Genomic DNA, 20,617 nt, shown 5'->3' with positions numbered 1-20,617 from the left:
TTTGAGAAATTATTTTTAATAAGGGGGAGTATGATATTATAGTATGAGCTTAGAAGATCAAGTACTAAAATTCCTTACTGATATTTCAAGAAAGGAGGAGGAGATTGAATATTTAATAGTTAATATGTTTAAACCGCAATTGGAGAGGAATGGCGTTAAATTAGCTAAAATAAAGAGAGAGTTTTTGATAGACGATGAGGGCATTTTAAGAATAGGATTCTCGTTACCAATCATGTATTATGAGGAGGGAGATGAGATTTACTTATTTTTAGCCAAAAACTATGCAGACTACTCCACTATAGAGCAGTTGTTAATTAGAGAAAAAATCCTAAAAAATAAATTTTCTAAAAAAGTGAGAAGTTTCTTGATAGCGTTTGCTATCCCTAAAAAATACTATGATCTAGCCTTAAAGTTGGGAATAGAGGTGATAAGTGAAAAAATTATTAGTTAGATAGAATTCAAATACCTTGTCAACTGAGATAAATACTCCTTAAATATTTGGAAATCATTTAGCCTATTTTCAATCCTAATTTTGAATGCTTCGTTATAGATATCGTACAGTTGAGGATTTCCAACCTTGTACGCAACTGATTTTATCACATTATCTTGATCCTCCTTTGTCAACGTAGGCATTCCCAATTTGTTCCCAACTGCAGTAATTAAGTAGAAAATAGCCTCCCAATAATATCTCATAGCCTCAGCTAAGTTACCTTGAGTTTCGTAATAGCTTGCAGTGTTCCAACTCTGGTTGTATCTAGTTATATAATCGGCGTATGTTGGTTGCTGAATTTGAATTACATTCTGTTGTTGAGTTACTGGTGTCTTCACTTTAATGTATCTATCAGCTCTTTTTTGTAAGAATTCATAAAGGAAGTACAAGAATACAAAGGCTGGTATTGAGTAAAGCCATAATATATACGGATTGCTTACGTAAAACTCACCTGATTCAACCAACGCAGCTAAGAATAACTCTATTGGGACAATTATAAGGGTTAGTAGTCCTCTCACCCACTCCCTTGGTCTAATTACAATGTATAACCCACTGGATGCAGCTACGGCATAAGAGGGCAGTTCAAGCCATGAGTGTGGTAATGTCATTAAGCCTAAGGCAGATAAAATTCCAGGGACATTGAGACTAGATGAAAACGCACTTAAAACTGCCCCAGTTGAGTATATACTTACGGCCAATATGACCATTCCAACAGCAGGTATGAAATCCAAGAACGCGACCCTCACGTTGTTACCAAAGATCATTAATACCTTACCGAAATAAGATTGGTTTAATACTTGATTTTCCGTACTGTTAAACGCTGATACTAATGAGGGGTTATTCTGAGGTATGCCTGAGGCTATTAAGAATAACACTACCTCAAATACGAAAACTATCAAGATAATCTTTGTTAAAACTCTCATTAAGGTAAATTCTGACTTGATATTTAAATTACTTTTCCTAAGAGTTACCTTTCAACGATTTTTCTAATATTCTCATGGAATGGAGGATATATTATTCCCTTTTCAGTTATAATACCAGTAATATATTTAGGCGGAGTAACATCAAATACTGGATTATACACATTTACGTTCTCTGGAGCTATTGGTATCCCCCTAATTGTCCTTACTTCATTGGGATCCCTCTCCTCAATCTTAATGTCGTTAACGTTACTCTTTAAGTCGAAACTGGAAGTTGGCGCTAGTGCGTAAAATGGTATACCCAATTCATGGGCTATAACCGCTTCCTTAAATGTCCCTATTTTATTGAAGACGTGCCCATCTCTCAATATCCTGTCAGCACCAACCATTACGTTATTCACCATGCCTCGATACATTACTAAACCAACTGCAGTATCTGTTATTAACGTGACCTTTATTCCTTCCTCCATTAATTCGTAAACGGTTAACCTACTTCCTTGTAACCAAGGCCTTGTCTCTGGAGCAATTACTGAAACGTTCATCCCTAAGGCCTTAGCCAATTTCACTGGAGCCAATGCAGTTCCTAACCCAGTACCAGTAGCCAAACCACCAGCATTGCACTGCGTTAGTACTGTATCACCATCGTTTAATTTCTCTAAACCGTAAAGCCCCATTTGTATTTCAGCATCATACTCCTCATCGAAAATCTTCTTAGCCTCAACTTTCATTAGTTCTATTAGTTCATTTACAGCCTTGGCGTTACCACTTTCCACTGCATTTTTAGCTAAAGTTAGCATTCTTGAGGTCGCCCAAACTAAATTAACAGCTGTAGGTCTAGCTGACTCTAATAGGGTCTTAGCCCTAGTTAATTCCCTAATAGCATCATCTAATGTCTTTACATTCTTGTTGTTGATCAACGCTAGTACCATTCCGTATCCGGCAGTGATTCCTATTGCTGGAGCACCTCTAACTTGCATATTCTTTATGGCTAACGCTGTGTTTTCAACATCCTTTAAATCCACGTAAACTTTTTGAAAAGGCAATAAGGATTGATCTAGGATTGTCAAGGTATTACTTTCATCTTTCCAAATTATTGGTAATAATTTTGGTTTAAAAAGCTCCTTAACTTCCTTTACTGTAAGCTTCATATGATATAATGGATAAAGGAAGATTTAAAGCTTAGGGAAGGAAAATGGATACGTGAACTTAACTATTATTGAATTTGAAAGTAATGTCTTGAGAGATAATCCCTTGAAAGACCCAAATAAGAGAAGAGTGGGATTAATTTACCCTGAAGAATATGAGGGAAGACCAATATTGATCTACCTTAGTGGCTACCTCTCTTCTTCTCTAACCCAAATCAATTACAATCCATTGGGAGAGGATATGAAGAGCAAGGTTGAGAGATTGAGTAATGAGGGGAAAATGAAAGGTTCAGTAATAGTCCTTCCAGATATGTTCACTAAGGTTGGTGGAAATCAGTATATAAATTCTTCAGCGGTGGGAATGTATGAGGACTTTCTCATAAAGGAATTAATACCTTTCTTAAAGGACAAGTTCAAGAGCGATAAGATAGGAATATTTGGACACTCGTCTGGAGGATATGGTGCACTTGTATTGGGAATGAAATATTCTAATGTTATCAAAGCCATAGCTGACCACGCTGGCGATGCCTATTTCGAATACGTCTACTTACCTACATTTCCTAAAGCAATTGAGCAGTTAAGGAGATTTAAGACTCCCGAGGAATGGTTAGAAAACTATTGGAAGAAGGAGAATAAACAACATAAGGAAGATTTGAATACGTTAAACGTAATTGGTATGGCAGCATTTTATTCTCCTAAGGATGAAAAAATAGAGTTACCATTCGATTTGGAGACTGGTGAAATACTGGAGGAGGTTTGGAGAAAATGGCTAGAGAAAGACCCGGTCAGGATGGTTGATAAATATGCTGATAGTTTGAAAATGCTTAAGTTCATATTTATAGATGTGGGTAAAAAGGACGAGTTCAACATACAGTATGGAAGTAGGACTTTACATAAGAAGTTGCAAAAATATGGGATAAATCACTATTACGAGGAGTTTAATGATGGCCATCTTCACACAACTTATAGATATGATATATCACTAAGCCTTCTTGAAAAGGCACTAATGTCCGAATAATCTTTCCTTAATTGCTAAGAAGCTAGAGTAGGTAACTTCCCACTTACTTACTGCGCGAAGGTTTTCTGTGTACATACTATCTCCAATATTTCCTACCAACATTTTGATATTAGCTTTATTTAAAATTGAATAGGATGGATAGCAAAGAGAACCATGCGCAGCAATTACCATTTCTGCCCTTAACCTTACACACTCCTTAGCAACTAATGGCCTTTTCGTTGAGGAGTTTAGGGCTGGATTCTCCTCTTTAAATAGAATCTCCCTATTTTTATTGTCAAATAATACTACGAATTTCCCTCTGGAGAATAAGTCCAATCTATTTGAATCATCTACAACAGTGCATATTATCATAAGAATTTTAATAACTTGCATAATAAAAAGGTTAATCCTAAACGCTCATATAATCTTATAGTATCTTGCCATTTCCTTAAACGTCTCAACCCTTACGTCCTCTGGGATGTAATCCAATTCCCTTTCGGCCTTCTTATAGGAATACACTAACTCCCTAGAAAGAACATCATAGGCCATTTTCAACATCTCATGTGAAGACTTGAAAGGCTCTATGAGTTTTACGCTAAATGGGAACCAAGACTTTATTTCTCCATTTATGGCCTTTGCTGCATCAGAGAAAAGACTTGTTAAGTTAGCTGGTTCCTTATCAGTTATGTAAAAATAATCGTTCTTCTTATATTTACAAGCTAATTCTATTGCCTTAGACGTATTTCTAGTTGAAACTACGCTAAATATACTATCGTTTTTTATACCAATACCATGAGAAGTTAACCACATGAAAATCCTCCACATGAGGATTCTGCTATAGGGGCCGTAAATTATTGGAAACCGAAGTATTACGTAATTGGGGAATTTCGATATACTCTTTTCCCCTTCAAGTTTTGTAATTCCGTGAAGTGTATTTGGCTTTAAGCCTTCTCCATGTGGACTTTCCTCAAGGATAGGTCTTTCTTTACTTTCGATATTTTCAGACACTCCTATACTGCTTATATATACGAACTTACCTGAGTTAACTTGAAAGAACTTGCTTCCTATTTCAGTAGGGAATTTTACTTGTAAGTATTCAAATTCTTTAGGATCTTTAGTCCACATCGCGCCTATAAAATAGACTAAACAATCAACGTCTTTCAAATGATCGTCATAAGAGAAAATTATATTTGCACCAACGTTTTGTAAGGTTTTTGCGTACTCGTTCATACTCCTTGCGTAAACTAGAACCTCGTGTCCCTTACTCAATGCGTATCTTACGAAATTGGTACCTACGAATCCAGTACCGCCAAATGTTAAAATTTTCATATTAACATTTTTGCAAAAAAGCATAAAAAGATGTCATTCGGCACTTTTGCTTAAAAAGTATCCTAATAAACTAACATGTTGTGAACTATTCAAAATTTTGGACAAGGTTTAAGGAATGGGCTTTAACAACAAATGATGAAGATATCTTACCTTATAAGTTAAGAAAAATAATTGAAATAATCAGACAAAATCCAGATATAACCTTGGTCAGACTAGCTGGTTATTTAGATACTGACGCCCTATACTTGGCTAGGTATTTGCGTAATAGTTATAAGAGTCTAGTTGAAACCTAATCTATAAGCTTTAGGTTTTTTAATTCAGTACTCGATTTTAGCTATATGAAGAAGAGTGAAATTAAGGAGATTGAACCATGGGGTGTTAACATTCCTTTTATATTCTTGGCAATAGCATATTGGGCTTTGGGTTCGTTATCACTTCCCCTCAATTGGTCATATCATCCCTATTTCATGATGTTGGGAGCTTACGCGTTATACTTTGGTATGATACAGCGACTATTCTTTCCAGCCAAAAATTACCTAGCATTACATATAGCCTCTCTAATCTTTTTGGTAATTCCAATACATTATTTTCAAATCATTGCATCAGTTGCACTAGCAATTACTGAAGTCAAGGCTTTAGTGGATCTGAGAAGTTATGGTTATAATGCTAGAAAATTACCAATTAACGCTTTGGTGCTTTCATCTCCATTTGCATCTATAATTGCATGGCTACTCTATCCAAATTATTGGCTTCTCATCACTCCTTTACTCTTATATATATTGGGAGTTAACATGGGAGTGTTCTCCGTTAATTTAAGAACGAGGCCAGTATTCGGATTATATCAGCTACCAATATTTCTAATTATAATATTGTCATACTTCTTCCCCATTCTATTTCCATTTATCGGAGTGGCGTATTTTCTAACAATATATAGAAAAACATTTACGTTTAAGAACACTAGTGCATTCTCATCTTTACTATCTCTCATAGTGATCCCCCTTTTATCACTCTATTTTGGAGATTTCGTCCACGCATTCACCTTAGGTATTATGTCGACCTTATTCTTCTCCTGCATTACGTACTCAACTAGTAGATATAATTATGACAAGATCGTAATCTCAGTAATTCTCTCAGATTTGGCTTATATATTGCGATTCTTTTACTTCGAAATCTCTGGGATTTTCTGGGTCATTGCAGTACTCTATTTCCTCTATTTAATTAGAGATAATTTCTATTTAACTTCCATAAAATTAGGATTATCAATGAGGTTTATAAGAATGCAGAAAGAAAATCGTGAGTCTCCTTAGCTACGTTTGCCCATGATGAGTGTAATTCTAAAAACTTCTTCACGTTCTCATCTTCATGCTCGCCTTCATATTCCTCATCTTTCATACTCAATATATTGTTTGCAATTCTTGCCATTTCCTTCACATCATACTCTCCCACTGTTCTAACTGGTTTTAAATTGGAAAACACGAACCTAATTGCTGGTATGTCATATGCTACAACAGAAGTACCTAAAGCTAAGGTATCTAAAACAACTAGGGAAAAACCATCTTGATGGGAAGGATATATTAAAACTTTGGCCTTAGCCACTGTACTATACACCTCTTCTATTGGCCTATAACCCATATATTCAATTTTAGGATGCGACATTAGAATCGCCCTATCGCTCTCGTTGAAAATTTTTCCAAATACAACTATTTTACTATTTAGCAAATCAGCAATTCTAGGCAATTCCCTAATACCCTTCTGTGGGACTAATCTAGCAAAGAACACCGCATAGTCTTCCTTATCCTTAGTCTTCCTATACTTATAAATAATATCCCTATTGAAAGCGTTGCCGACCTCATAAACCTTTAATCTCACGTCACGTGCAATCTCTTCAATCCCAGATAGGTAAAATGGTGCCTTTGACACACCAGCTATTCCCCTTAATACTCCATCATTTATTGAACGTAAAAACGCTCTCTTGTCAAATTTGTAGAACATCCACATTAAGATATCATAGGCTAAACCCTTGATTCCTAGAAATTTCCTGTATCCCCTTCCGAAAGAATTTCTAAATGGCTCATCATGTAGAAGTTTAACTAATGGCTTATGCAATTTTTTTGCAATATGATAAGATAATCGCAACGTTATTGAGTCCTCGTGCATATCATATATCACGTCAGGTTTAATTTCCTTTAGTTCATCAATGTATTTTCTATCCTCTCCCAAATCATTCCATCTCAAATAGACGGTATGAGATTTTATGAAATAGGGTAATGTGCCCACTTCTTCAGCTTCTTTAACTTCATACACGGAATGATGAACGTTAACATGTGCACTCTCTAAATCCTTTAGCACCTCATAGTTTCTTCTAACTAGAAATGATGGAACGTATAACGTCACTTCGTCTCCCATCTTTACTAGTTCTTTTAAGACGTTTTTTATGTGAACTGATACTCCAGACGGGTTAAACACGTTACCAATTGCTAGCACTCTCATTTCTCTCACTTTAGTTTAACACTATGAGTATGATAGTTTAAAGAAAGAAATTAATGGTTTTTCCTATCTGGAAGTTATAAAAGGTGATATAATCTCTACCTTAACAGTTTTCTGCTTTTAGTCTTACCTTAAAAATTCTAGATATAGTCTTGAATATGTAAGTAATTTATAATCCTCTTCATTAATTATCTTGCAAGGAATTACTACTATTTTTTGTCGCGAGTAGCAATTAGTTATATTACTGTAGTTATTTAAGGTGTAAACGTGGATCCTATAATCCTATCATTATTACTAGGTCTTTCCCATGGAATTGAGCCCGATCACGTAGCTACCGCCAGACTCTTAAGGAGTAGATGGAAAATTATCCAATTCGCTTTATCTCATTCAGTAGGGTTCATTATAATAGCAATACCACTTGTAATTCTTATAGGTGATAATAAATTTCTGGAAATAATCGCAGATATAGTAGGTATTATATTTTCAATTCTACTGTTGGTCCAAGCAATATTCGATAAGGAAATAGATATAGGGGCGAATAAGGCAGGATTACTACAAGGAGCTTTCGTTATAACTCCAACTAAAGTATTAGTTATAGTTATTGCTTCAACTGGTTATACTATTCTCTATTCCATAGAGATAGTTTCGTCGTTTATAATAGCCTCTGCAGCTTCAATAATATCCCTTTCGCTGTTCAATCTTATACCTAAGAGGATATATAAAATAGTAGATATGGGAATAGGTCTTCTAACTATGGCTTACTTGATCTTCCTTCTTGTTAGCTGATAGTTCTTTTCTTACCTCATATATTATAGTAGTTAGTTCTAACTCAATCTTTCTCATTTTTCTAAAATGTTCTAGAACCCTTCTCCCTTTTTCAGTTAATTTGTATTCACCATCAACCTCTTGAATAAGCCCGTTATCAGTTAGCATTGACAGATATTTTTTTGCTAGTGATGCGCTAAGATTAACATTTTTCATAATACTAGATATCCTATTAATGTTACTATCAATCGCCTCTAAGATATCACCTATTATATCATCTCTACTCCTTCTCATACATTTACTACTACTCTTTAATCATTTATATTTTTTATCGTGAAGTTCCTCAGTAGCGAATGGGACGGAAAGCCTTAAAAGTGAGAACGACAAATTTGAAACTAAATACAAGTTAAAATTATTTTCTTACATCTTCTCGAATATCAGATGTAGTTCTAAGTTTATGAGAAAGCTTCAAGATGGAAAAACTCTAACGTTGATTCTCAGTTCCTCCCTTTATTTTCTGTAATGTATTTTTAATTTCCTCAGCGTCTTTTTCTCCCCTATATTTACTTACCAAAGAGATAAACGTATTTATTTCATCCTCAGTCATGGATTCTTGTATCAGTGGAGATAGTTTTGACAAAAACTCCTTGTATAGATTTTCCAGAACCTCCATGTATTCTGGCAATGTTAGAGCTGGTAACTCATCTAGCAATGATACTATTGAAGATGAAATGGAGGAAAGTAGATCTTTTAGTATACCCTTGAAAGCTATAGCTTGTTGTTGTTTCTCCATTTTGCTAATATCCTCTACTTTTTTCTTCAATTCGGTTAGATTTTTAGCTAGTCTATACTTATGAAATTCCAAATTAATAATGGCATTTCTCACATTTTTTGACGCAATGTATCTTATCTCGTCTCCATCTTTCAGAACGTTAATATAACCTTGCAAGTAAAGGTTCTCAATGGTTTCTTGTATCGTGTTTTTTGACAAGATGTAACCTAATGCTGAAAGTTGAGAATAAGTGGTCCCACCTGGTCCCGATTGGGCTATCGCAACTAATACTAGCCTTTCCCTTTTACTTAGGAATTCCATTTGCCAAAGAATTGTAGTTAAAGATTAAAAAGCTAATAAGGAATATGGAATGTGATAAGGGTTAGCGCTCCTGGAAAAATACTTTGGATAGGAAGTTATAGCGTAGTATTTGGAGGTATATCACACGTAATTGCAGTTAATAAGAGAGTGAGTTGTAGGTTAAGAGAAATTCAAGAGAGGAGTTTGATTTTCCACACTAGTTATGGCGATTTTAAAAATTCAGGTAATGAGTTAATTAATTCAGTCCTAGATACTTTTAGAGAAAGATTTACCCAACTTCCTCAAGGCTATGAAATTGAACTTTATAACGATAAGGAATTCATATTAGATGGTAAAAAAACGGGATTAGGCAGTTCTTCAGCTGCTACAGTTTCCCTTACCGCCTGCCTATATTACGCTATCAATGGTAAATTGGATTTATTTGAAATACATAAATTGGCGCAAATTGCCAATTTCAAGAGACAAAAGGGAATTGGCAGTGGGTTTGATATAGCTTCAGGTGTTTTTGGAAGTATAGTTTACAAGAGATTTACTGATTTGGAGAAAATGGACTTCTATTACGAGAAGTTAAACTTGGGTAATTATGATATGGTACTTGGCTTTACGGGAAAGAGTTCTGAAACTGTGGGTTTAGTCAAGAAATTTGTAGAGAAGAGCAATTTGGAGGATTTTCGGGAAATTATGAGGCTTATAGATGAGGAGAATAATATGGCAATTAAACTCGTAAAATTAAATAAAATCGACGAAGCTGCAGAGCATGTAAGGTTAGGGAGGAAGTATCTAAACTATATAGCTGAACGTATAGTCGGTGTTAAACTAGTAAGTAAAGAAGAGGAGGAGTTGATAAAGATAGCTGAGGAAGAGGGTGCACTAATAGCCTTGTCTCCTGGAGCTGGTGGTGGGGATTCAATTTTCGCCTTGGGCAATGATTTGAGTAAGGTAAGGGAGATGTGGAAAAGAAGAGGTATTAAAACTATTGACGTGAAGGAGGACGAGGGCTTAAAGCTAGATTCTAATTAAAAGAATTTTGTTATTCTCTATTCAATATCTTAGGTCCATCTCCAACTTTAGACATTATTATTCTCTTTATTTCTAGAGATTTTAAGAATTCTAAGATGTCTTGTACATATCTTTCTGTAGTGAAAATGTGAGGATTTGGTCCAGCATCGAATGTGTAACCGGCCTTACCATACTCTTGTATCCATTCCATTATCCTTATTGAAGTATCGTTTAAGTAGAAGAATGACGGCCAACTATCCAATATTATTGCATGCATACTGTTGCTATGTCTCATGACGAGATAGTAGAATTTCCTCTCATCCCTATTCCTTATAGCCTCAACGACTTCATTAAAGGTCTTCTCAATGAATTTGAGCCTACACTCCATTAATTCTGAAGTCTCAGCTGATCTTATCATACCCTTTCTAGAAGATATTTTCTTTTCTTTCTCGCTTAATATCGGAATTATATCGACTAGTTCACTCCAATGTCCACGTTGGAAGATTTGATAGCAATAGGAATCCTCACCATCTTCTCTTCGACCCTTATTCCATACAACAAATCCTCCAAACATACTCCTACAAGCGCTCCCAGATCCTAGTCTGGCTATTTTGGAAAGCTCTTCAAGTTTAAGTTCTAATTCTAATAGTTCATTCAAGCCAAAGGTTAATGCAGCAATTCCTGCCGCAGATGACGCTAATCCCGCGTTAACGGGGAATTTTGCCTTTGACTCGACCTTAACGTGAAACTCCTTGCCAACGATTTTCTTAAAGGCTTCCAAGACTCTTCCAGCATATTCTTTCATTTCATCCTCTGGTAAGATCCTATCGTTAACTATTACAATGTTCTTATCGCTCAAGGTAACTTTGGTAATTACCGATAACTGGTCATCTAAGGTAATCGACAATGAGTTATTAAGTGGTAAATTTAATCTTTCATCTCCTCTTTTTCCCCAATACTTCACTACGGCTATATTTGAAGGTGCTGAAACTGTTACAGACTTTAGCACGATTCTAAGAATATGTTATTACTTATTAACTTTAACTAACTCATATAATTCCTTTTTAGATACTTCCTTGTCCTTTTTTAATATCCCATTCTCTCCAATTAAAATATCTCCAATTATAATCTCATTATCCTCAATTCTCAAATCTAAATCAATTAATTTCTCAATCAATTCTAAATCCCTTACTCCATAGTATTTAAGGAGAAGCAAGGCTCTCATATCCTTAACCTTTTTAATTCTACCCGCATTGAAGGGTTTTAAATTAACCTTATCGAAAATTAGGCTTAAATAGTATGTTGCCTCTAAATTCGTTTCATCAATGAATGTGAACCCATTTACTGTCCTTATCTTAACCTTATCCTTAAATACGTCAACCTTAGAGTAAGGAAGCTCAGTGGATTCTAGCTTATCTAGAATCTCCCTCTTAGAGGGTATATTATGGAATTCTATGTCAAATCTGGTAGTGTATAATTCCTCTGATTCTTTTAGAATATCTTCCAATTCCTTTATATATAGATTTGACAAGTTTAAAACAGCATTTCCTCTTATTATTCTAACACTAACCTTGTCACGTAGAAATTCAACCTTGTAATTATACGCTCTTACGTTGTATTTTCTTAGTGTCTGTACTAGATCATTTAGGATATTATCATCATTACAATCAGTACGAATGACGTATTTGTCAATGATAACCTTATTCATAATTGTTCTTAGACGATATTAATATATATTATTATAAGGCCACTTAATAGATATAATTACCTAGAACATAATATTTATTTACTCTATAGCATATTATAGTACAAGAATAATGAAAGAATAGGTGAAAATTTATGATTCCTAACATATTGTTTTTAGAGATTATATTAACGTCAGCATTCTTATTGATTATTTCGACTGGATTGCAGTTTTACCTCGAATCTAGATTACCGAGTTTATCTAAAGACTTGGATAAAATAACATTTTTAGCTAAACTGGAGGCATTACTATCCCTTGTTCAGCTTCTATCATCGGACAAGGTTTCAGATATGCTCGAAGGTACGATAATTGCTAGTCCACTTAACGTCAAAATTGAAGAATTAGAAAAATATGTCTCAGCCAACTGGGATAACCTTAAAGGTTTTATTGATATAGTGAACGAGAAGATTAAGAACGTAGATAGAATAATTTTTTTATCCGAGGAATTAAATGCAACAATATCACACATAATTAATGAGAACAAAATTTCACTGGTTCTCCTTATTTTGTCGTCGTTATTCTTATTGTTAAATTTTATGAGTGTTGCCTTTGTATTTTCTGGTTTAGCCTTTGGGATCTTAGTCATAGCAATTACATCTAGTTTAAATTGTGTAAAATACGCTAACGAGTTGAAGTCCTTTCACTCTAAATACACATTGCATCTTTGATAAAACGAACGACAAACCTCGTCTTTTTAAGGCGGAGTAAAGCTTTTTAACCAACTTAACAAACGCTCCCCTATGGCACCTCCTTCCGGTCAACTTACTGAGGATGAGGAGCGGGAGCCGACCATTACTCCCGCAATACCAGAAGGAGGTGTCTACGAAGTTAAGTTCGAGAATAGGAGGACAAACATAGTTCGTCTCCTACCAAACACTCACCAACACAAAAAACTACTAAAGTTAGCAAATGTTTCTGCCAAGTTGTTCAACGAGATAAACTACGAGAGGAGGCAACAATTCTTCAATGAAGGAAAAGTAGACTTCAAAGGAACTTGGGGCAAGTACTATGAGAACTATAAGAATACACTGGGTGTTAACACTCAAGCAGTAATGCAGAAGAACAACGAGGCGTGGTCCTCCTTCTTCTCCCTATTGAAGCTGAAGAAGGATGGAAAACTACCACCCCACATGGATCATGTCTCTCCTCCACGTTATTGGAAGGACAGGAAAAACAAGAAGAGAAAAAGGATTCTCATGGTTAGACAAGACCGTTATGAAGTAGATGAAGAAAGGAAGAAACTCATCCTCAAGGATTTTGACATGGAGATAGATTTTGAAGGTAGGCTTAAGTGGCACGGTAAGCAAGGTAGACTTGAAATCATTTACGATGAGGATATGAACAAGTGGTACGCTCACATACCAGTTGATGTTGGTGTTGAGACTACTAAGAGAGGTAAGCAATCTAAACACATAGTTCGTGGTGAAAGAAAATCAATTCAAGCAGCTTTACCACAGGGTAACAAGGTAGCTTCTATTGACCTAGGTATTAACGTTTTGGCAAGTGTTGTAGTTAGTGATGGCACCTGGTTACTGTACAAGGGAGTTAGGGCAAAGGAGGACTATTTTTACTTTGAGAAGAGGATTGCTAAAGTTCAATCACTTGCAGATAAATCGAAGAATATAGATGAGTACGAGGCTTATAAGGAGTTAACGAGAGAGAAGAGGAGGCTATTCGGGAAGTTACAAAGGAGGTTTCTTCACTTATACAGAACTCTAGCAAGTGGTCTTATTGAGGAACTTCATAAGCTGGGCGTATCCACAATCTACATCGGTTATACTTATAACATCTCTCAAAATAGGGGTAACAAATATACGGTGAACGGTTGGTCATACCGCAAGTTAATTTATGCTATTGAACTTAAAGCACAAGAATACGGTATGAAAGTGTATGAGGTAGTTGAGTATAACACGTCTAGGTTCTGTGCTTATCATAATGTGGAAGTTAAGAGAAAACCGAGGGGGGTAGTTTATTATCCTCTAGGTCATAAGCTGCATAGTGACTTGAACGGTGCATTGAACATTCTGAGGAAGGCTATTGGAAAGGTCGTCAATAGGGTGAAGAAACCTCTTTCCTTTATTGTGGGGCATAATCGAATAGCTCCCGTAAAGGGGAGTAACCCTTGAGACCTCGGGAACCATCGCCCTTTAGGGCTGTGAGTAGGTCAGAATTAGTATTTTAATATTTGATTATACTTTACTTTAAATGTGGTATATAGACAGTGTATAAGATGGAAAAAAGGGATAGTGAATACACAGTGTGAGATAGAGGCTCAAATTAGCGATGATGATGAAGTTTACATTATAAGAAACGGCATAGTTAAAAGAGTTAAGGGTGAAAACGATATCATACCATATATAAACGCAATATCTCCCGCATTTAGAGCATTAGTACTAAGTAAATTGCCCAATACGATGTCAGATAACCTTTACAGGTTAGTATACAAGACACAGCCATTTAACGAAATAAGGAAAGTCTCGGAGAGAACATTCTCCATATGGAGTGGATCTTATCCCAGCTTTATCACTTTCCTCAATTTACCCTCAGAAGTTATAAAATATTTACCGCCTTCTAGAATGATTGAGATAGATCCACAATATTATGTCCACATAGAACCTCTGTATAAATCTATTGAAAAACACTCTGAGTGGGCAAACGATACAGTATACTTCTATGGTCAACAGGTCTGTATGGCGTTGAGAGGTTGCACTTACTTCGGAGACGAAGCTTATAGCGTAAAGGACATAGATCAAAGTTTAAACGTTATAAAATTATGGTTATTTCACATTATATTAGGTTCTGGTACTGTTGTGGTTGATGGTAACGTAAAAAATCTAGAAAAGTTCTTAATGCTAAGATATGACAAAGGCTTTGAATTCTTGGAGAGTAAGGAGGAAGCTGGAAAATTGGAAATAGAGGTTAATGATAGGAAAATAAGGATGACATTGAACGATAATGAATTATTAAGTCTAGATTACACTTCCGCTCGCTATATTAAGTTTAGTTATCCATTAAGCTGGAAGAGTAGATATTCAATTTCAGATTTCGTATCCTCCTTAAAAATGTGGAAAGGAACCTAAATTATTGCAAGTATCCCACCAGTGAGTATCGTTGCAACGGTAATCCAATAAATGATTATCCTAGTTCTTCCATATGTGTAATTCATCATTAAGTTCTTATCGTTTATTAAAACTCCAATCAATGCCGCGGGGATTACAACTATAAATGGTGCTATTGACATTAAAGTTAGGGCGAAGTTCACCACATTATCGTAATTGTTGGTGAAAAGTAATGCGATCACGAGTGCAGGGATAGACTCGGAAATATATAATAGTAGAAAGTTGGTAAAAGTATTTTTGCCTAAAGCCTCTAGAGTTCCCCACGCACTACCTAAAGACTCCACAATCAATGCAAGAAAAGCTGCACTAATTAAGCCAATTCCAAATATATATGGTGAAATAGGACTTGAAAGTAAGGATAGTGAATACGACATTTCCTTATAATTTAAAGGATCTACTGATGGTGAAATTCCAGTAGTTGCCATTTCTATAGCCACCATTATAAGTTCTGACACTATTGCCCCAATAAACGTCTCTATGGACGACCACTTAACCTTAGTTTCAATTGTCGAATCCACATCTTGGTATTTATACGCAGTTGCCGAGGTTTGGTAAAATATCATAAATGGCATGACTACTGCGCCTATGTTAGCAGCAACTAGGAATGTAAAGGATTTGGAAAACGAGAAGTAAAATATGCTTTCTCCAGGTACTATACCCCTTAACATGGCTTGAAGAACAAATGCAATGACCAAGAGTAAAGATATTGGCATTAGAAATTTCTCTATCTTATCGTATTTTCTAGTTGATATTATAGTTAAATGGAATATGAAGAAAATTGGGAGGGTTATAAAAGGTGGAATTCCTAATACTAGTCCCCCGACCGCTATTCCAACGTATTCAACTACGTACGTGAACACGTCAACCATGAACATAGAAAGAGAGGCTAGTAGCGATATTTTAACTGAGTATCTCTCCCTAATAATCTCCCCAAGACCTTTACCATTATTTACTGCACCTAATCTTCCGGCAGCTTCTTGGATAACATATAAGGGAAAGGCTAAGAGTAGCAACAGCCAGATCAGTCTATATCCGTACTCTTGCCCATTGGCTACGCCAGTTAATACGCTTGCTGCGTCAACATCCGCCATCATTACTATCCATGCTGGACCGAAAAGTCTTACTATCTCTCTAATGCTCACATTATGATACACAATGTTCAGTATATATATGCTTTACGCCTAATCGTAAATGTATATATTTATTAATTATGGAATAAAGCTTCACTTTAAATTCTTAAAATTATTATATATCACTCATGACTATAAAAAAGATAGGTGTGGTTGGAGCGGGTACCATGGGTCATGGAATTGCTGAGGTTTCTGCACTTGCCAACTACAAGGTCAGCGTAGTGGATATATCTTGGGATTTCCTAAATAGGGCCAAGGAGAGAATAATCGAGTCATTAAACAGATTTTACGAAAAAGGGCAAATAAAGGAAAGACCAGAGGACGTAATGAAAAGAATAGAATTCTCGACGTCTTATGATGTAATGCGAGATGCTGATTTCGTTATAGAGGCAGTGCCAGAGATTATAGAGCTTAAAAGAAAGGTGTTTGAGACTTTAGATAATATAACTCCTTCCCACGCGTTTCTAGCCTCAAATACTTCATCAATCCCGATATCTACTATAGCTGAAGTCACTAAGAGGAAGGAGAAGGTTATCGGAATGCATTTCTTTAATCCCCCACCAATTATGAAGCTAGTAGAGGTAGTTCCTAGTAAGTACACCTCAGATGAGACCATTAACGTTACAATAGATTTGGCGAAGAAAATGAACAAAATCCCAGTTAGACTTAAGGTTGAAGTTCCCGGTTTTGTTAGCAATAGGATATTTTTGAGGCTAATGCAAGAGGCTTGTAGGGAAGTTGAGAGTGGTGAAGCGAGTATTGAGGAAGTTGACAGCACTGCTAGGAATAAGCTTAAATTACCAATGGGCATTTTCGAGCTATCGGATTATGTGGGATTGGATGTTGCAGTTGATTTATGGAATGTGATAGTAAATAGCGGAACTGCTGAAGATGTTAAGTGTGAGATGTATAAGAGGAAGTTCGAGGCTAAAGAATTGGGCGTTAAGACTGGAAAAGGATTCTATAATTATCCTACAGCTGGTAAGTATAAAAAAGTTGATTTACCAATTACTAGTAAGGTTGATCCGGCTAGATTAATATCTTTAGCAGTAAATGAGGGTGCATGGCTCATACAAAATGGTATAGTAAGTGCTAAGGATATTGATAGTGTAATGATTTATGGCTTTAATTTCCCCAAGGGTTTAATGCAAATGGCTGATGAACTAGGTATAAAAAACATTTACAACCATCTAGTCGATATCTACTCGAAAGGATATAGGGCGTACAGGCCAAATAGTTTAATAGAGGAATTAGCTAAAAGTAATAGAGGTTTCTACGACTAAAGAAACCCTTTATTCTTTCTTTATATAGAACTTTATCAGTAATTTATAATTACATTTTCAAAAAATAACTTGAAGTTATATCTAGGTTTATGAGTTAGGAAGTTCATACATATTTTATAAATTATAATCAGGCCAGTATTTCCTCATAACCTCATCATCTAAATTAACACCCAATCCTGGATCCTCGGTAAGCTTAATTACACCATCCTCTATAATCCTTCTCTTAGGTTTAACTATCTCATTCCAGAAAGGCACATCATGACCGTGAAATTCCACGAAACCGAAAGTGTTTGCAATCGACCCTACATGAGCGTGAGCCATAGTACCTATTGGTGACGCAATATTATGAGGAGAATATTCTATATCGTACATTGCAGCTAATTCAGCTATTCTTCTTCCCTCAGTTATCCCGCCAGCCTTAACTATATCTGGAGCCCATACTCTTATTCCAGTATTTAGTAAGTCCTTGAACTGATATACTGTATAGAGATTCTCGCCAGTTTCTATTGGAACTGAGCACTGGGATGTCAACAACTTCAATTCGTCGTAATTGGAAACAGCCATTATTGCAGGTGTTGGATCCTCTAGCCATCTTAGCCTATATGGTTCTAATGCCTTGCAAATCCTTATAGCAGTGTTTAAATTATATCTCCAATGCAAATCGAACATTATTTCGACTTCATTGCCAACTGATTCCCTAACAGCCTTAACTATTTCTGCCATGTAGTCGATGTCTTTAAGGGATAAATCCCCATTTCTCACTCTTCTTAAATCTATATAAGGCGTAGGGACGTCTAGGTCAAATTTCATGGCTTTATAACCCTCGTTCTTCATCTTCAAAGCTCTCTTAGCGTAAGCCTCAGGGGAGTAGTCCTCATTCCACTTTTCCATTGACAACCTACCATGAACTGGATTATTGGTTGTGATCAACCTACTTGTCTCCACTTCAGCTTCCTTTATCCAAGGTAAGTTAACTGGTAAGTGCAAAGCGTTAATTGCCTCTAATCCTTTCCCTCCATGAGCGTCAACATATACTGGTATTTCCGTCTTATCCCCTCCTAGTAATTTGTATATTGGTACATTTAGGAATTTTCCAATAAGATCGTATAATGCTATATTAATGGCTGAGATCAGATGATACACAGTAGTCCCGGAGTATAGTGCGGCATATCTCAGTTTCTCAGCTATCCTATTAATTTTAAACGCATCTTCACCAATTAGTAATTGTCTAAACTCGCTTTCCATTCCTTTTAAACCAGGTGCTGGACCAGCCTCACCAGTACCATACAAGTCCCTGGAGTAGATTCTCACGAAAGCCCATTCGAAATTGGCCTGAGCTACGAAAACTTTGAAATCAGTGATTTTTAGTTCCATAAAGTAATAAAGAAAACCTAAATAAAATAATCATATCTTAACCTTTTAACCTAAGTATGGATTTGGCTGTTGTGGTTGAGGTTGTTGCTTTGCAGGAGCTGCTGCTATCATGTCGTCGATCTTTAAAATCGCAGTAGCGGCTTCTGTGGCGCTCTTTAAAACTTGTTCCTTAACCTTTAGAGAATCGATTACTTTAAGCTCAAGCATGTTATCGTAAATTCTAGCCTTAACTATGTCAATCCCAGCATTCTTTAACCCGTTTGCATGTTTATGTCTTATTTCGGTTAACGCACTTATGGGATCCATGCCAGCAGTTTCTGATAGTATTGAAACGTACTCCTCCAAAGCATCCGCAAATGCATTAAATGCCAATTGCTCCTTTCCGGGAACTTTTCCAGCGTTCTCCCTTAACCTCTTAGCCAACTCCTCCTCTACAGCACCACCACCAGCCACAATATAGGGTTCTAGTAACAAGTTTCTTATGGAGTTAAAGGCGTCATTTAAACTCCTTTCTGCTTCATCAGTTACCATGTTATTCGAGCCCTTTATGATTACAGTCACCGCTTTAGCTTTATCAGATTGAATGAAGAGGTATTTGTTCTTTCCTAAATTTCTAACCTCCACTAATTTAGCTTCCCCTAAATCACTCTCATTAGCGTCTTTCATGCTACTTGCAATTTTCGCACCAGTAGCTCTACTCAGTAACTCTATGTCACTCCTCTTTACGTTCTTTAACGCTATTATCCCACTTTTTCCCATTAAATATGAAGCGACTTCATCAATGTCCTTTTGTGTAATAAACAATTTAACGCCCATAGCCTTTATCTTATCCACCATTTGCTTAACATATGCCGTTTGTTCATCCAAGTATCCCTTTATCTGAGTGGGGTCACTTATTCCCAGCTTCATGCTAATTTCCGTTTTTTCAAGTTTTAATGGGAAGTCAGCTAACATTACCTTAACGTTTTCCGCCCTTTTCGGCATATTCTCATTGGTGGGCTCCTTATCTACAACGATCCCATTTACAAGCTCACTATCATCAAATTCCCCACCATTGACTTTTACAATCTTTATATTCTTAATATCCAGATCATAGGTTCCATCTCTTTTATCCAATACCGCCAATGAAGCTTCAATAACTAGATTTATTATCTTCTCTAGAGTATGCTCTGTTGAGAAGAACTTACTCGATAGAGTAGTATATACTAGATCGTGAACTATCTTCCTATCTTCTGGACTAATCTTATCTGCAATACTTTTTAACAATTCTAATGATGAACTTAGAGCCTTCCTATAACCTTCTATTATGACAGTTGGATGGATCTTCTGATTCAGCAAATCCTCAGCTTTTTCTAATAGTAACCCGGCAAGAACGACTACTGAAGTTGTCCCATCTCCTACCTCGGTATCAACAGTTTTAGCGGTTTCAATGAGTAATTTTGCAGTAGGATGCTGCACTTCCATGTTTTTAACTATTGTCGCACCGTCATTAGTTATTGTAATGTCTTGCCCCTCAACTAACATCTTGTCTAAACCCTTAGGACCTAGGCTTGACTTTAGCATTTCCAGTAATATTTTGGCTACAGCTATGTTGTTTAGTATTACCTCGTTTCCAGTAGATCTCTGTGTTCCTTCTCTTAATAAATAGGCCATGTTTTCTTTCACTCCGACTCTACTATGTTTAGAAAAGTATAAAGTTTGTGTTTTATCTAGGATCTAAACAGTAGAATAAAAATAGTGTA

The 20,617-nt window shown here is 36.0% G+C and carries 22 protein-coding genes; 10 read left to right on the top strand and 12 right to left on the bottom strand.

Annotated features, from left to right (window positions below):
* Nucleotides 1-43 precede the first annotated feature (43 nt).
* On the top strand, nt 44-451 hold the full coding sequence (locus tag J5U23_RS02830) for a hypothetical protein (protein WP_218266891.1): 408 nt from the start codon (nt 44-46) through the stop codon (nt 449-451).
* Here J5U23_RS02830 and J5U23_RS02825 read toward each other — a convergent pair.
* Both J5U23_RS02825 and J5U23_RS02820 read right to left on the bottom strand, forming a co-directional pair.
* Nucleotides 448-1,413, bottom strand: coding sequence for a stage II sporulation protein M (locus J5U23_RS02825; RefSeq protein WP_218266890.1), 966 nt, complete (start codon nt 1,411-1,413; stop codon nt 448-450). The genes J5U23_RS02830 and J5U23_RS02825 overlap by 4 nt on opposite strands.
* Before the next feature lie 44 nt (nt 1,414-1,457).
* Complete coding sequence (locus tag J5U23_RS02820; RefSeq protein WP_218266889.1) at nt 1,458-2,558, bottom strand: S-methyl-5-thioribose-1-phosphate isomerase; 1,101 nt, start codon at nt 2,556-2,558, stop codon at nt 1,458-1,460.
* Between the two features lie 52 nt (nt 2,559-2,610).
* Here J5U23_RS02820 and J5U23_RS02815 point away from each other — a divergent pair, with 52 nt between their 5' ends.
* Complete coding sequence (locus J5U23_RS02815) at nt 2,611-3,573, top strand: alpha/beta hydrolase (protein ID WP_218266888.1); 963 nt, start codon at nt 2,611-2,613, stop codon at nt 3,571-3,573.
* Here J5U23_RS02815 and J5U23_RS02810 read toward each other — a convergent pair.
* Both J5U23_RS02810 and J5U23_RS02805 read right to left on the bottom strand, forming a co-directional pair.
* Entirely contained in the window at nt 3,559-3,945 is a 387-nt protein-coding gene (locus J5U23_RS02810) for a NifB/NifX family molybdenum-iron cluster-binding protein (RefSeq protein WP_218266887.1), read from the bottom strand. The two genes, J5U23_RS02815 and J5U23_RS02810, sit on opposite strands and share 15 nt — an antisense overlap.
* A gap of 24 nt (nt 3,946-3,969) precedes the next feature.
* Nucleotides 3,970-4,905, bottom strand: a complete 936-nt coding sequence (locus J5U23_RS02805) for an NAD-dependent epimerase/dehydratase family protein (protein ID WP_218266886.1) — start codon at nt 4,903-4,905, stop codon at nt 3,970-3,972.
* A 56-nt stretch (nt 4,906-4,961) separates the two neighbouring features.
* On the opposite strand from J5U23_RS02805, the gene J5U23_RS02800 reads away from it, so the two are divergent.
* Both J5U23_RS02800 and J5U23_RS02795 read left to right on the top strand, forming a co-directional pair.
* Nucleotides 4,962-5,174, top strand: a complete 213-nt coding sequence (locus tag J5U23_RS02800) for a hypothetical protein (RefSeq protein WP_218259359.1) — start codon at nt 4,962-4,964, stop codon at nt 5,172-5,174.
* Nucleotides 5,175-5,219: 45 nt separating this feature from the next.
* On the top strand, nt 5,220-6,188 hold the full coding sequence (locus tag J5U23_RS02795; protein ID WP_218266885.1) for a hypothetical protein: 969 nt from the start codon (nt 5,220-5,222) through the stop codon (nt 6,186-6,188).
* Here J5U23_RS02795 and J5U23_RS02790 read toward each other — a convergent pair.
* Nucleotides 6,151-7,371 carry a glycosyltransferase family 4 protein gene (locus J5U23_RS02790; RefSeq protein ID WP_218266884.1) on the bottom strand — a complete coding sequence of 407 codons (1,221 nt, stop codon included), beginning with the start codon at nt 7,369-7,371 and terminating at the stop codon, nt 6,151-6,153. The genes J5U23_RS02795 and J5U23_RS02790 overlap by 38 nt on opposite strands.
* 264 nt (nt 7,372-7,635) lie before the next feature.
* Between J5U23_RS02790 and J5U23_RS02785 the strand changes: the two genes are divergently transcribed.
* Nucleotides 7,636-8,154, top strand: coding sequence for a hypothetical protein (locus tag J5U23_RS02785; RefSeq protein ID WP_218266883.1), 519 nt, complete (start codon nt 7,636-7,638; stop codon nt 8,152-8,154).
* Here the strand turns inward: J5U23_RS02785 and J5U23_RS02780 are convergent.
* Together J5U23_RS02780 and J5U23_RS02775 are read right to left on the bottom strand one after the other, a co-directional pair.
* Nucleotides 8,116-8,427, bottom strand: a complete 312-nt coding sequence (locus J5U23_RS02780; RefSeq protein WP_218266882.1) for a winged helix-turn-helix domain-containing protein — start codon at nt 8,425-8,427, stop codon at nt 8,116-8,118. The genes J5U23_RS02785 and J5U23_RS02780 overlap by 39 nt on opposite strands.
* A 190-nt stretch (nt 8,428-8,617) precedes the next feature.
* A complete protein-coding gene (locus J5U23_RS02775) occupies nt 8,618-9,226 on the bottom strand; it encodes a hypothetical protein (protein WP_218259354.1) in 609 nt (202 codons plus the stop codon).
* Nucleotides 9,227-9,277: 51 nt separating this feature from the next.
* Here J5U23_RS02775 and J5U23_RS02770 point away from each other — a divergent pair, with 51 nt between their 5' ends.
* Nucleotides 9,278-10,246 carry a phosphomevalonate kinase gene (locus J5U23_RS02770; RefSeq protein ID WP_218266881.1) on the top strand — a complete coding sequence of 323 codons (969 nt, stop codon included), beginning with the start codon at nt 9,278-9,280 and terminating at the stop codon, nt 10,244-10,246.
* A gap of 10 nt (nt 10,247-10,256) precedes the next feature.
* Here the strand turns inward: J5U23_RS02770 and mvaD are convergent, their stop codons facing one another.
* Both mvaD and J5U23_RS02760 read right to left on the bottom strand, forming a co-directional pair.
* Nucleotides 10,257-11,234, bottom strand: coding sequence for a diphosphomevalonate decarboxylase (mvaD, locus tag J5U23_RS02765; RefSeq protein WP_218266880.1), 978 nt, complete (start codon nt 11,232-11,234; stop codon nt 10,257-10,259).
* Nucleotides 11,235-11,252: 18 nt separating this feature from the next.
* Complete coding sequence (locus J5U23_RS02760) at nt 11,253-11,933, bottom strand: hypothetical protein (protein ID WP_218266879.1); 681 nt, start codon at nt 11,931-11,933, stop codon at nt 11,253-11,255.
* Nucleotides 11,934-12,064: 131 nt separating this feature from the next.
* On the opposite strand from J5U23_RS02760, the gene J5U23_RS02755 reads away from it, so the two are divergent.
* The 3 genes from J5U23_RS02755 (at nt 12,065) to J5U23_RS02745 (ending at nt 15,049) form a co-directional block, all read left to right on the top strand.
* Nucleotides 12,065-12,637, top strand: coding sequence for a hypothetical protein (locus tag J5U23_RS02755; protein WP_218266878.1), 573 nt, complete (start codon nt 12,065-12,067; stop codon nt 12,635-12,637).
* Between the two features lie 72 nt (nt 12,638-12,709).
* Nucleotides 12,710-14,095: an RNA-guided endonuclease InsQ/TnpB family protein gene (locus tag J5U23_RS02750; RefSeq protein ID WP_218266877.1), complete on the top strand. Its 1,386-nt coding sequence runs from the start codon at nt 12,710-12,712 to the stop codon at nt 14,093-14,095.
* Between the two features lie 81 nt (nt 14,096-14,176).
* The gene (locus J5U23_RS02745; RefSeq protein WP_218266876.1) at nt 14,177-15,049 is read left to right on the top strand and encodes a hypothetical protein; all 873 of its coding nucleotides are present in this window, start codon (nt 14,177-14,179) and stop codon (nt 15,047-15,049) included.
* Here J5U23_RS02745 and J5U23_RS02740 read toward each other — a convergent pair.
* Nucleotides 15,046-16,230 (bottom strand): NRAMP family divalent metal transporter, encoded by a 1,185-nt coding sequence (locus J5U23_RS02740; protein ID WP_218266875.1) that lies wholly within the window; start codon nt 16,228-16,230, stop codon nt 15,046-15,048. The two genes, J5U23_RS02745 and J5U23_RS02740, sit on opposite strands and share 4 nt — an antisense overlap.
* A gap of 116 nt (nt 16,231-16,346) precedes the next feature.
* Here J5U23_RS02740 and J5U23_RS02735 point away from each other — a divergent pair, with 116 nt between their 5' ends.
* Complete coding sequence (locus J5U23_RS02735; RefSeq protein WP_218266874.1) at nt 16,347-17,501, top strand: 3-hydroxyacyl-CoA dehydrogenase; 1,155 nt, start codon at nt 16,347-16,349, stop codon at nt 17,499-17,501.
* 114 nt (nt 17,502-17,615) lie between these two features.
* Here the strand turns inward: J5U23_RS02735 and J5U23_RS02730 are convergent, their stop codons facing one another.
* Entirely contained in the window at nt 17,616-18,875 is a 1,260-nt protein-coding gene (locus J5U23_RS02730) for a mandelate racemase/muconate lactonizing enzyme family protein (RefSeq protein WP_218266873.1), read from the bottom strand.
* A 45-nt stretch (nt 18,876-18,920) separates the two neighbouring features.
* Nucleotides 18,921-20,528 carry a thermosome subunit alpha gene (thsA, locus tag J5U23_RS02725; RefSeq protein WP_218267481.1) on the bottom strand — a complete coding sequence of 536 codons (1,608 nt, stop codon included), beginning with the start codon at nt 20,526-20,528 and terminating at the stop codon, nt 18,921-18,923.
* Between the last annotated feature and the right edge of the window lie 89 nt (nt 20,529-20,617).

The organism is Saccharolobus shibatae B12 (assembly GCF_019175345.1).
Taxonomy (GTDB): domain Archaea; phylum Thermoproteota; class Thermoprotei_A; order Sulfolobales; family Sulfolobaceae; genus Saccharolobus; species Saccharolobus shibatae.
This window is presented reverse-complemented; position numbering and strand designations above follow the sequence as displayed.